This is a genomic window from Bradyrhizobium sp. A5, assembly GCF_042076515.1.
Lineage (GTDB): Bacteria > Pseudomonadota > Alphaproteobacteria > Rhizobiales > Xanthobacteraceae > Bradyrhizobium > Bradyrhizobium cosmicum.
Genome location: NZ_CP148990.1, coordinates 4,169,002 through 4,179,952 on the forward strand (window position 1 = coordinate 4,169,002; position 10,951 = coordinate 4,179,952).

Here is a 10,951-nt window from a genome sequence, read left to right on the forward strand (position 1 = left end):
CTTAGAACCCGTCGCATAATGGATTCCGGGCTCGCGCCAGGAGGCGCGCCCCGGAATGACCGCAAGAAATTCAGAGGAGAAAAACAAAATGGCAGACCGCCTCAAAGGAAAACGCGCCGTCGTCACGGCTGCAGCGGCCGGCATCGGGCGCGCATGCGCCATCGCGTTTGCGCGTGAGGGCGCCACCGTGATTGCCACCGACATCAACGAGAGCGGCATCGCGGGCCTGACCAAGGAAGGCATCGCCGAGGTCGCAAAGCTCGACGTCCGCAACACCGCCGACGTCAACGCCTTCGCCAAGCGCGTCGGCAAGATCGACATCCTGCTCAACGCGGCCGGCTTCGTGCATCACGGCACCATCCTGGAGTGCTCGGAGGAGGATTTCGACTTCTCGTTCGACCTCAACGTCAAGTCGATGCACCGGACCATCAGGGCGTTCCTGCCCGACATGCTCGCGGGTGGCGGCGGCAGCATCGTCAACATCTCGTCCTGCGCCGCGCTGCGGCCGCCGGCGAACCGTTACGTCTACAGCGCGTCGAAGGCCGCGGTGTCGCTGCTGACCCGCGCGGTCGCGCTCGACTTCATCACCAAGGGCATCCGCTGCAACAGTATCTGCCCCGGCACCGTCGAGACCCCCTCGATGCTCGACCGCGCCGCAGCGCAGGGCCCGCAGGGCAAGGACATGTTCATCTCCCGCCAGAAGATGGGCCGGCTCGGCACCGCCGACGAGATCGCATCCATGGCGGTCTATCTCGGCAGCGACGAAAGCGCCTTCACCACCGGCGTCGACCTCGTCGTCGACGGCGGCTACATGCTCTGACGCCAGAGGCTGCCAGCATGAACAAGATCGATCTCAACGGCCGCGTCGCAATCGTCACCGGCGGCGCGCAGGGCTTTGGCCGTGCCATCACCGAGCGCTTCGTCGCCTCCGGCGCCAGGGTCGCGATCTGGGATTTTGACTCGGGCTTGGCCGAGAAGACAGCAAAGGAGATTGGGGGCGAGACCAAGGTCTTCAAAGTCGACGTCACCGACACCGCGGCCGTCGAGCAGGCCCGCGATGCCACGCTCGCCGCCTTCGGCAAGATCGACATCCTCGTCAACAATGCCGGCATCGCCGGCGTCAACAAGCCGGTCTGGGAGACCGATCTGGAGGAATGGCGCAAGGTGCTGCGCATCAACCTCGACGGTCCCTTCATCGTCTGCAAGGCGATCGTGCCCGCGATGCTCGCGCAGAAATACGGGCGGATCGTGAACATTGCCTCGATCGCCGGCAAGGAAGGCAATCCCAACGCCGCGCACTACTCGGCCTCCAAGGCCGGCCTGATCGCGCTGACGAAGTCGCTCGGCAAGGAGCTCGCGGCCCACGACATTCTCGTCAACGCCGTGACGCCAGCGGCGGCGAAGACCGCGATCTTCGACCAGATGACGCAGCAGCATATCGACTTCATGCTGTCGAAGATCCCGAAAGGCCGCTTCGTACTGGTGGAGGAACTGGCCGCGATGGTGAGCTGGCTTGCATCGGAAGACTGCGCGTTCTCGACCGGCGCCGTGTTCGACATTTCGGGCGGACGCGCAACCTATTGAGGACACCATGACCCGGGAAGGTGGATGCCTGTGCGGCGCGGTGCGGTTCAAGGCGGAGGGCGAGCCGCTCAACGTCCGCATCTGCCATTGCCGCTTGTGCCAGAAGGCGATGGGCTCGCCCTACTTCGCCCGCGCCCAGTTCGACCAGCGCGCCCTCACCGTCGAGGGCGAGACAGCGCGCTATGCCTCGGCCGAAGCCATCGACCGCGTGTTCTGCAAGCGCTGCGGCACCCGCATGTTCTCCTGGCGGCGCAACGGCACGCTGGCGGGCGTTTCGCTCACGACCTTCGATGACCGCAACGCCTTCGCGCCGACCGAGCATATCTGGGTCTCGGAGAAACTGGCCTGGCTGAAGCTCGATGACGGCCTGACACAATATGCGGGGACGATCCCTACCTGACGTCAGGCCTGGGTCGAAACGGACGCGCTCGCTGGCTGTGCACTTCGGCCTGTTGTCGTCGCGATCCAGATCCCGGCGAACACTGCGATGATGCCGACCGCCAGATTCCAGCGCAGCGGTTCGTTCAGCAGCCAGGCCCCGACCAGCGAGGCCGTGATTGGGTTGACCGTCACCGAGATCGCAACGCGCGTCGGCGTCGTCCGCTCCAGCGCGAAGGCCCAGAGATAGAAGGTCAGCGCCGCGCCGAACGCGCCGAGATAGAGAGCCGCCAGCCATTGCGGTAGGCCGAAGCCGGAAATCGGCGCAAAGCTGCCGCGAACATATGAGAGCAGGATGAGGCAAACCGCGCCCGCCGCCATGCTCATCGTCGTGAAGGCAATCGGGCTGGAGCGGCCGATCAACGGTTTTGACCAGATGCCGTAGAGCGCCATGCAAAGTGCCGCCGCCATCATCAAGAGATCGCCACGCCAGGCGCCAGCTGGTGCCGAGGCCAGGTCGGAGAGCAGCGCAATGGCAACGCCCAACGTCGCGATCACCACACCGATCGATTTGCGCCAGGTCAGGGCTTCAGCGCCGAGCGCGGCCCCGATCACCAGCGACAACAGCGGCAGTGTCGACAAAGCGAGCGCGCCGCGCGCGGCGGTCGTGAAGATCAGCGCGGCATTGAACAGCATTGGGAACAGCGCGAAGAACAGGATGCCGAGCCCGATCGCAGCGGCCCAGTCCCCTCGCCCCGGCCAGCGGTCGCCGCGCAACAGCGTCAGCGGCAACAGCAGCAGAAAGCCGATGCCGAACCGGAACGAGCCGATCGCCAGCGGATCGAGACTGCTGACGAGATAGCGCGTCGCGCCAATCGAGGTGCCACCGAGGCCGCTCGACAGCACGGCGGCCAGAACGCCGGAGATTTCGCCCACAAGTCCTCCCGTTGATGCTTTGAAAGCAGCATACGAGGCTCGCCCAAACAGGGAATGGAATTTCCGTCATGCTGGGATAAGTTTTCATCATGACCGCACCTGTTCTCGATCCCGATCTGCTGAAGGCCTTCCTTGCCGTCTCCGAGCATCACTCGTTCACGCGCGCGGCCGCGATGCTCAACCGAACCCAATCGGCGGTGAGCGTTCAGATCAGGCGTTTGGAGCAACGGCTCGGGACAAAGCTGTTTCAGCGCACCAGGGCCGGCGTGGCACTGACCGCGGCAGGTGATGAGCTCCTCATCTATGCCAGGCGGCTGCTCGACCTCAATGCCGAGGCGGTCGATGCGCTCCGCGCGCGCAAGTACGAAACCGTCGTCCGTCTCGGCGTGATGGACGATTACGGCACGATCGTCATTCCGCCCTTGCTGGCGCGCTTTGCCCAAAACCATCCGGAGATCCAGGTCGAGATCGAGACCGGACTGACCGCGACCATGCCGGCGCGACTCGGCGAGGCCTATGATCTCGTCATCGCCATGCACCCGAAGGGACGCGGTGGCGGCGAGTTGCTACGGAGCGAGCAAGCGGTCTGGGCCGCGGCCGAGTCGTATCCAGCCGGCATGCAGCACGACGTGTTGCCCGTCGCGCTCTACCCGCCGGGTTGCCTGTTCCGGCAATGGGCCGCGGAGGCCCTCGATGCCGCCGGCCGGCCCTGGCGGCTGGCCTTTGTCAGCCGGACGCTCGCAGCGGTGGAGGCGATCGCGGCGCAGGGCCTCGCGATCACGGTCGTGAAGGCCGGTATCCTGCCCCCTCGCCTACGCGTCCTCGCGAATGGCCTGCCTTCGCTGCCGGCGGCGGACATCCGCCTCCACCGTGCGCGCAACCTGTCACAGCCGGCGGCGCTGCTGGCGGATCATTTACAGCTTGGGATTTCGGAACCGGTGTCCCATATCCATAGCTGACGGGTTGCCCCCACCACCGGATCGGCCGGGTTGGCTGCAAGGCCGCAAGCGAACCGGGACGGACGAGCCGTGAACATTTCCTTATATGAACTCTCCGTGTGGGTGCTGCCGCTGGTACTCGCGATCACCTTTCACGAGGCCGCGCACGCCTTTGTCGCGGACCGTCTCGGGGACAACACCGCCGCGCAGCTCGGCCGCGTCAGCTTCAATCCAATCAAGCACATCGACCCGTTCGGTACCGTGATCCTGCCGGCGATGCTGCTGTTCGCGCATTCGCCGTTCCTATTCGGCTACGCCAAGCCGGTGCCGGTGAATTTCCGCAAGCTTAACAACCCCCGGCTCGACATGGTCTGGGTGGCATTGGCCGGGCCCGCCACGAACATCCTGCTGGCGCTCGCGGCGGCTCTTGCCCTCCACGCCCTGCCCTTGGCACCGGCCGGCTCTGCGCAGTGGATCTTCGACAACCTCAAGAACGCGCTGCTCATCAACGCGGTCCTGGCCGTCTTCAACATGATGCCGATCCCCCCGCTCGATGGCGGCCGCGTCGCGGTCGGGCTGCTGCCGCGGCCGCTCGCGCTGCCGCTGGCCCGGCTCGAGCCGTTCGGGATGCTGATCCTGATCGGCCTCCTGATCCTGCTGCCGCTCGTGGGCTCGCAGTTAGGTCTAAATCTTGATGTTATTTCAGCAATACTGCGAACGTTGACCGGTTATGTGATTCAGGCTGTTCTCTTTCTGACCGGCAATGCGTAGTTGAACAGCGACACCCGAACACACAAGCCGAAGGGCCAGAGGCCGACTTGGTCAAAGCTGCCGATATGCTGATCGCGCGACGCGCCGACACCCGTGCCCGCGCCGATTTCGCCACCTGGAAGATGATGGCCAAGCTGAACGGGTCGTCCGCTCTGCCTCCGGAGGCCCAGGAGTTCCTCGCGAGCTACAAGAACCTGCTGGCGCAGATGAGCGAGGGCGAAGCCGGTGAGGCCACCATCGGCGCGATCTACAAGGCCTATTATGCCGAGATGGGCGGCGCGGGAACCGCGCCCGACGTCCAGACTCGCGCGGCCGAACCGGCGGCGGACAATGTTACCGCTTTCCGGCGACCGACGCCGAAGCCGAAGAAGACCGCAGCCTCTTTCGTGTCGGCCACGTTCGGCGGAACCCAGAAACGGCCGCTCCCGGTGGCGCTGATCTTCGCCTGCCTGGTCGTGGTCTACGTCGCGATCCGGCTCTACTGGCGTTGAGAAGACGGCCGCGCTGCGGCCTCGGCCTTGGCGCCCTTCTCGTTCTTCCTGAACAGCACCGGCAAGACGAAGGTCAGCCCTTCGTCGGCGACCAGCGCTGGCGGGGTCGGGACGGGATCGGAGCGCCTGACCATTCCGATGGCGGCCTCGTCGAACGCCGCATCGCCCGAGCCCTTCTCGATGGCAACCTCGACCACGTGGCCAAGCCGGTCGAGCGTCATCCGAACCGATAGCTCAGCCGCCTTGAACAGGCCCTTGGGATAGCGCTTGTGCCGGTCGAGATGCGCGACCAGGTCCTTTTCCCAGCCCTGGCGAATGCGCACCGATCGGTCGCTCTTCTTTTCCGCATCGGAAGTCGGCATCGCCGTCGCTTCGGCGGCGGGTGAAGCCACCGAGGCGGCCGTGGGGACAACCGATTCCTTGGTTTCCTCCTCGACCGGCTTCCTGGTCTCGTTCATCGTCACGGCCCGGTCGGCCTCCTCGACCTCCATCGGGACGTCCTTGGGAAGGCTGCTCTCCTTGAGCTCGGCCTTCTGCTGGGTCAGCTCGGGCGAGGCCACCGACTCGTTCGAGTCAGGCCCGGGCGGCAATTCGCTGGGTTCGCCATTGGGCGACATGGCCTCGAGTCCAACCTCGATGCCCTGCGGATCCGCGATGAAATCCGGTTCTTCGTTGCGCAGATAGGCCAGCGCCAGCGCGGCCCCGCCAAGATGAAGCGCGAGCGCCCCTACTGCGGCGAACACCCACAGCTTGCGAGACGGTTTCAGTTCGTAATCGGACATCGGCGTCGGGCCTTCGTCACGGCTTCGGTGCTTCCGCCGGCGCGCCCTGCGGCGCTGCCCCCGGGACACCTTCCAGCGTCACCAGCTTAACCTTGGAATAGCCTCCCTTGTTCAGGAACTCCAGCACGGCCATCAGCTCGCCGTACGGCACGGCACGATCGGCGCGCAGGAAGATGTACTTGTCCCTGCTCATGTCCGGCGTGTTGTCGAGCGCACTGACGAGGTCGACGCGCTTGACGAAATTCTCCCCGATCGCGACCGAAAGATCCGGCTTGATGCTGACATAGGTCGGCTTGTCGGGCTTCTTTTGCGGCGTCGATGTCGACGTCGGCAGATCGATCGGCAGGTCGACCGTCGACAACGGAGCTGCGACCATGAAGATGATCAGCAGCACCAGCATGACGTCGATGAAAGGCGTGACGTTGATGTCATGCGTTTCGTTGAAATCGTCGTCGTCATCGTTGTCCGTGATCGAAACGGCCATGGCTCACTCCGCCGCGCGCGAATGCACGCTGCCGTGACTGCGGTCGAGATCGCGCGACAGCAGGCGCGCAGCCGCACCCGAGGCGCGGCTCACGAGCTCGAGATAGCCCTTCGTCACGCGCGAGAAGTGGTTGTAGATGATGACGGCGGGGATCGCGGCGACCAGGCCGATCGCGGTGGCGAGCAACGCCTCGGCGATGCCCGGCGCGACTACGGCAAGGTTGGTGGTCTGCGACTTCGAGATGCCGATGAAGCTGTTCATGATGCCCCAGACCGTGCCGAACAGCCCGACGAAGGGCGACGTGGAGCCGATGGTCGCCAGCACGCCCATGCCGATCCGGATGCGCCGACCCTCGGCGCGCACGATCTCGGAGAAGCTCGAAGCTGCGCGCTCCTTGATGCCGGCATCGCTGGAGATGCCTGCCGACATCCGCGCCTCACGCAGCGCGGACGCGAGGAAGGACGGCAACACCCCCTGCTTGGCGCCGAGCGCCATCTGCGCTTCCGCCAGCGAGCGCGCTTCCGAAACTTTCTTCAATGCCGAACGAAGCTTGGCGGAGGCAACCGACAGCTCGATCGATTTGGCGATGAGGACGGCCCATGTCGTCAGCGACGCGAACGCGAGCCCGATCATCACCGCCTTCACGATGATGTCGGCCGACATGAACATCACCCAGGGCGACAATTCCTTCATGGTGGGGGCGGTCGACTTCACCGAACGGCCGCCCGGCTCGCCCGGCACAGCGTCGGCCGGTGCGGAGGCAGTCGGGGGAGTTCCCGGCGTGGCCGCCGCCGGGGCAACAGCCGCCGGCGCTGGGGTCGAAGGCACCGTCGCCGGACCGGCCGCTGCCGATGACGGCGCTGCCGCAGGCGCGGTTTGTTGCTGGGCAGAAACAGGGAATGCGAGCCAGGCGGCCGCCAGCATCACGGCTGCGGCAAGGCTTGCTCGGAAGGACATGATCTTCATACTTCGGCCCAGTGGCGAATGAGGTTGTGATAGATACCCGTCAATTTGACCGTTTCGGGATCGTCGCGCCCGAGCCGTTCCACCAGCGCCTGAATCGCGGTGTCGAGGTCAAAGATCATGCTCCGGGCTTGATCGTCCCGTATCATGCTCTGAAGCCAGAAGAAAGACGCAACCCGCGCTCCCCTCGTTACCGGCGTTACGAGATGCAGGCTGGTTGAGGGATAGAGCACGCAGTCGCCCGCTGGCAACTTGACTTCGTGCGAACCGTAGGTGTCCTCGATCACAAGTTCGCCACCGTCGTATTCCTCCGGCTCGGCGAGGAACAGCGTGACAGACAGGTCCGTGCGGATGCGAAGGCCGGTCAGGCGGTCGCCGCGGATCGCATTGTCGACGTGCAGGCCGAAATGGTGGCCGCCGCTCGCGGCGTAGCGGTTGAACAGCGGCGGGAAGATCTGGAGCGGTATCGCCGCCGCGATAAAGCGCGGGTTGGACGTCAGCGCCGAGATGATGCGGTTGCCGAGCTTGCGCGCGACCTCACCATCCGGCGGCAATTGCTCGTTGCGTTTGACCATGGCCGACTGCGCCCCCGCAGTCGAGCGGCCGTCTTCCCAATCGCTGGCGTCCATGATGCGGCGGAAATCCGCCACATCATCTTTGCTCAGGACGCCAGGCAGGCACGTCAGCATGATCAGAACTTCGCTGTCGTTACGAGATAGAACGCCCGTCCCGGCGCGACCGCGACGAACGGTACTGCACTGCGATAGAGCGTATCGTAGTACAGCTTGTTGGTCAGGTTCTGCGCATAGAACTTCATGGTCCAGTTCGCGTCGATCTTCTTCTCGACGAACGCGTCGAAGCGCCAGTAGCTCGGCAGTTCGTTGCCGGTATTGGCCGCGAACGTGCCGCCATAGACCTTGGAGCGGTACACCGCCTGCCCGCCAAGCTCCCAGCCGCCGTCGAACTTGTACTTGGTCAGCATGCTGAACGACTGGTGCGCCACGTTGGCAAGCTGCAGGCCGAGGTTGGAGGCAACGCCGCTCTGCGTGACCTTCGACTGCATCAGCACCAGGCCGCCGAAGATGCTCCAGCGGTCCGTGATCTTGCCCTCGGCCTCGATGTCGATACCCTGGATGCGGTAGGCCGCGCCAGAGGTGAGCAGACCGCTGACGGTCTCGCGGGCGTTGTCCTTCGTGGTCTGGAACAGCGCGGCACTGACCAGCAGGTGGCGGTCTGCCAGCTCCCATTTGGTGCCGAGTTCGGCCGCCTTGTTGCGCTCGGGCCCGAGCAGGATGGTCGAGTTGGCGGGAACGCCGCCGTAGTCGGTGCCGGTCGCGTCCAGCTCCGACCCGAACGGATTGGCCGAGGTCGCGTAGGCCGCATAGATGCTGCCGATCGACATCGGCTTGTAGACCATGCCGACGTTGTAGTTCACCAGATCGGCGTTCTGCTTCAGGTAGGCCGAGTTCGTCGATGCGCTCTGGCTGTAGCCGTCATAGCGAATGCCGCCGTTGACGATGATGGTGTCCTGCCAGTTCGCGGTGTCCATGACATAGACGCTGCTGGTGTTGACGCCGTAACGCGTCGGGTTTCCAACCAGCGACGGCGTGTTGCTGAAGGGAATGTTGGTGTACTGCGGCGAATAGAGATTGACTCCCGTCACCGCCCCGCTGCTGGTTGAGCCGCCGCCGAACAGTTCCGACGACAGGCCGGTGTAACGGTCGATCGAGATGTTCTCGTTCGAATATTCGACGCCGAACACCGCCGTGTGCTTCACGCCGCCGGTGTCGAGCTTGAACGTCGCCTCGTTCTGGTTGGCCCACACGTCCACGTTCTGGTAGCGGCTCTGCGCGCTCGCCGTCGTGGTCCATAGCAGCGGATTGGGGCTGGTCGTATTCGGGTTCTGCGGCAGCGTGCCGATATAGTTGAGCAGCGAGTGCTCGCCGCGCACCTTGCTGCTCAGCGTGATGGCCTCGTTGACCTTGTACTCGATCGTGCCGGTACCGAAATCCTGCCGCGCGGTCTGGAAGTCGCGATTGAGGAAACCGTACCAGTTGCCACGCGGAATGCCGGCCGAGGTCACCGGCACGTTGCCCTGCTTGTAGTAGGGCACGCCGAAATCTGGCAGGCCGCTGAGGTCGGTATGGACGTAGTTCGTCGTGATCTTCAGATCGGTGGTCGGGGTGTATTTGGTCGAGATGAACGAGCCCCAGCGATTGTCGGTCACGTAGTCGCGCCCGGCGACGTTTGCATCCTGGAACAGGCCGCCCGCGCGCACCGAGAAGGTCGGATCGATGACCTGGTTGACGTCGAGCGTGACGCGCTTGGTCCTGTCGGTGCCGAACTCGGTATCCATCCGCTTGAAGTTGGTGTCGCCCGCCTGCTTCGTGACGATGTTGATGGCGCCGCCGGCGGTGCCGCGGCCGGCATAGGACGATGCCGGCCCGCGCAGAATCTCGATCTGCTCGGTGAAGAAGTTCTCGCGGATGGAAACGGCGGGATCGCGGATGCCGTCGATGAACACGTCGTTGCGCGCGTCGAAGCCGCGGATGAAGAAGCGGTCGCCGAACGCGTTGCCGCCCTCGCCCGATCCCAGCGTCACGCCGGCGGTCGAGCGCCCGATCTCCTTCAGCGTGGTGGCGTTCTTGTCCTGGAGCACCTCCTTGCTGAGCACGGTGATGGTCTTCGGCGTGTTCAGCATCGGCTCCGGAAACTTGCCGGAGGCCTGGACGTGGTCGACCTTGTAGGGCGCCGCCGGATCGGCATAGGGATTGCGATCCACGGCGCCGGCGGCGCCCGGTGTGACGGCGGCGGCCTGCTGCTGGGCCTGCTGGCGCTGTGCGGCGCGGCGCAGAGCATTACGCGCACGGACCTGATCTGCGGTCGGCTTCGAGGCTGTCGGGCGCGGACGCTCGACGGGAGCATCGACCGTCACCGGCGGCAGGTTCGATTGCTGCGCCTGCGCGCCACTCGACACCGACGCCACCGCGATCAAGCTCGCGACTGCCGACACCGTCTTGCCGGAACCTGCCGACCACTTTTCATCCATCAAGTCGAACGCTGCGACCGAACGCAACGATCTCGGTGCCAACACCTGCCCCATTTCAACACGCCCCATATTCCTGTTCGTTCATTCACTTCGACGAACGATGAAGCTGTTGGTATCGGCGGCAAAATAGCGGGTCAATGCGAGCACGCCGCGAGAACCCTTGAATAAGTCCAGATCAAAACGATTCTAAACTGTAGTTTGAAACGGTTCTAAACCGAGATTGGAGTCGTTCTAAATCGAACGGGAAAAACGCAGCGAAAACCAGCGTCGTGCGCGACGTCAATCGCTGCTCGGCGGCTTCATCAGCGAGAACAATTCGTCGACGGTCTTCTGCGCGACCGCGCGCACGCGATCGGAATTGTCCATGCCGGCGATATTGACGCCGCCAACGACGGCTTTGATCTCGTCGCGGAATTCAGTGAGAAAGCGCAAGGGATCGCGCTGCTCGTTGGCGACGCGCGCGATCAGACCCGTGATCAGAATCTGACACGCGATCAGCTTGCCGTTCAGCTCGTCCATCCTGCGCTCCCGTTGTGGCGGGGCCGATATGACCGATGCAGATTTTCCTGACAACC

General features: G+C 64.5%; 13 protein-coding genes. 6 read left to right on the forward strand and 7 right to left on the reverse strand.

Features of this window, described 5'->3' with window-relative positions; genetic code table 11:
- The first annotated feature begins 88 nt into the window (after nucleotides 1-88).
- From WHZ77_RS20120 to WHZ77_RS20130, 3 genes are read left to right on the forward strand one after another with little or no spacing between them, the layout of a single operon-like run.
- Entirely contained in the window at nucleotides 89-820 is a 732-nt protein-coding gene (locus WHZ77_RS20120; protein WP_375309528.1) for an SDR family oxidoreductase, read from the forward strand.
- Nucleotides 821-837: 17 nt separating this feature from the next.
- Nucleotides 838-1,584 (forward strand): SDR family NAD(P)-dependent oxidoreductase, encoded by a 747-nt coding sequence (locus tag WHZ77_RS20125; RefSeq protein ID WP_375309529.1) that lies wholly within the window; start codon nucleotides 838-840, stop codon nucleotides 1,582-1,584.
- 7 nt (nucleotides 1,585-1,591) lie between these two features.
- Nucleotides 1,592-1,984, forward strand: coding sequence for a GFA family protein (locus WHZ77_RS20130; RefSeq protein ID WP_375309530.1), 393 nt, complete (start codon nucleotides 1,592-1,594; stop codon nucleotides 1,982-1,984).
- 2 nt (nucleotides 1,985-1,986) lie between these two features.
- On the opposite strand, the gene WHZ77_RS20135 is transcribed toward WHZ77_RS20130, so the two are convergent.
- The gene (locus tag WHZ77_RS20135; protein ID WP_375309531.1) at nucleotides 1,987-2,898 is read right to left on the reverse strand and encodes a DMT family transporter; all 912 of its coding nucleotides are present in this window, start codon (nucleotides 2,896-2,898) and stop codon (nucleotides 1,987-1,989) included.
- Nucleotides 2,899-2,987: 89 nt separating this feature from the next.
- Here WHZ77_RS20135 and WHZ77_RS20140 point away from each other — a divergent pair, with 89 nt between their 5' ends.
- From WHZ77_RS20140 to WHZ77_RS20150, 3 genes are all read left to right on the forward strand, one after another.
- Complete coding sequence (locus WHZ77_RS20140) at nucleotides 2,988-3,857, forward strand: LysR family transcriptional regulator (RefSeq protein WP_375309532.1); 870 nt, start codon at nucleotides 2,988-2,990, stop codon at nucleotides 3,855-3,857.
- Between the two features lie 69 nt (nucleotides 3,858-3,926).
- Nucleotides 3,927-4,607 (forward strand): site-2 protease family protein, encoded by a 681-nt coding sequence (locus tag WHZ77_RS20145; protein ID WP_375309533.1) that lies wholly within the window; start codon nucleotides 3,927-3,929, stop codon nucleotides 4,605-4,607.
- A gap of 65 nt (nucleotides 4,608-4,672) precedes the next feature.
- Nucleotides 4,673-5,098, forward strand: a complete 426-nt coding sequence (locus tag WHZ77_RS20150; RefSeq protein WP_375314770.1) for a hypothetical protein — start codon at nucleotides 4,673-4,675, stop codon at nucleotides 5,096-5,098.
- Here WHZ77_RS20150 and WHZ77_RS20155 read toward each other — a convergent pair.
- From WHZ77_RS20155 to WHZ77_RS20180, 6 genes are all read right to left on the reverse strand, one after another.
- Nucleotides 5,086-5,880 (reverse strand): TonB family protein, encoded by a 795-nt coding sequence (locus tag WHZ77_RS20155; protein ID WP_375309534.1) that lies wholly within the window; start codon nucleotides 5,878-5,880, stop codon nucleotides 5,086-5,088. The two genes, WHZ77_RS20150 and WHZ77_RS20155, sit on opposite strands and share 13 nt — an antisense overlap.
- A gap of 16 nt (nucleotides 5,881-5,896) precedes the next feature.
- Nucleotides 5,897-6,364, reverse strand: a complete 468-nt coding sequence (gene exbD / locus WHZ77_RS20160) for a TonB system transport protein ExbD (protein WP_151642213.1) — start codon at nucleotides 6,362-6,364, stop codon at nucleotides 5,897-5,899.
- Nucleotides 6,365-6,367: 3 nt separating this feature from the next.
- Nucleotides 6,368-7,330 carry a tonB-system energizer ExbB gene (gene exbB, locus WHZ77_RS20165; RefSeq protein WP_375309535.1) on the reverse strand — a complete coding sequence of 321 codons (963 nt, stop codon included), beginning with the start codon at nucleotides 7,328-7,330 and terminating at the stop codon, nucleotides 6,368-6,370.
- Nucleotides 7,327-8,016 (reverse strand): Fe2+-dependent dioxygenase, encoded by a 690-nt coding sequence (locus WHZ77_RS20170; RefSeq protein ID WP_015686806.1) that lies wholly within the window; start codon nucleotides 8,014-8,016, stop codon nucleotides 7,327-7,329. The genes exbB and WHZ77_RS20170 overlap by 4 nt, the downstream gene beginning before the upstream one ends.
- Before the next feature lie 2 nt (nucleotides 8,017-8,018).
- A complete protein-coding gene (locus WHZ77_RS20175; protein WP_375309536.1) occupies nucleotides 8,019-10,430 on the reverse strand; it encodes a TonB-dependent receptor in 2,412 nt (803 codons plus the stop codon).
- Between the two features lie 225 nt (nucleotides 10,431-10,655).
- Nucleotides 10,656-10,895, reverse strand: coding sequence for a hypothetical protein (locus WHZ77_RS20180; protein WP_375309537.1), 240 nt, complete (start codon nucleotides 10,893-10,895; stop codon nucleotides 10,656-10,658).
- Between the last annotated feature and the right edge of the window lie 56 nt (nucleotides 10,896-10,951).

Coding starts and splice junctions, on each gene's coding strand:
- WHZ77_RS20120 (WP_375309528.1), top strand. CDS start 89: ATGGCAGACCGCCTCAAAGGAAAACGCGCCGTCGTCACGGCTGCAGCG.
- WHZ77_RS20125 (WP_375309529.1), top strand. CDS start 838: ATGAACAAGATCGATCTCAACGGCCGCGTCGCAATCGTCACCGGCGGC.
- WHZ77_RS20130 (WP_375309530.1), top strand. CDS start 1,592: ATGACCCGGGAAGGTGGATGCCTGTGCGGCGCGGTGCGGTTCAAGGCG.
- WHZ77_RS20140 (WP_375309532.1), top strand. CDS start 2,988: ATGACCGCACCTGTTCTCGATCCCGATCTGCTGAAGGCCTTCCTTGCC.
- WHZ77_RS20150 (WP_375314770.1), top strand. CDS start 4,673: ATGCTGATCGCGCGACGCGCCGACACCCGTGCCCGCGCCGATTTCGCC.
- WHZ77_RS20155 (WP_375309534.1), bottom strand. CDS start 5,880: ATGTCCGATTACGAACTGAAACCGTCTCGCAAGCTGTGGGTGTTCGCC.
- exbD (WP_151642213.1), bottom strand. CDS start 6,364: ATGGCCGTTTCGATCACGGACAACGATGACGACGACGATTTCAACGAA.
- exbB (WP_375309535.1), bottom strand. CDS start 7,330: ATGAAGATCATGTCCTTCCGAGCAAGCCTTGCCGCAGCCGTGATGCTG.
- WHZ77_RS20170 (WP_015686806.1), bottom strand. CDS start 8,016: ATGCTGACGTGCCTGCCTGGCGTCCTGAGCAAAGATGATGTGGCGGAT.
- WHZ77_RS20175 (WP_375309536.1), bottom strand. CDS start 10,430: ATGGGGCAGGTGTTGGCACCGAGATCGTTGCGTTCGGTCGCAGCGTTC.
- WHZ77_RS20180 (WP_375309537.1), bottom strand. CDS start 10,895: ATGGACGAGCTGAACGGCAAGCTGATCGCGTGTCAGATTCTGATCACG.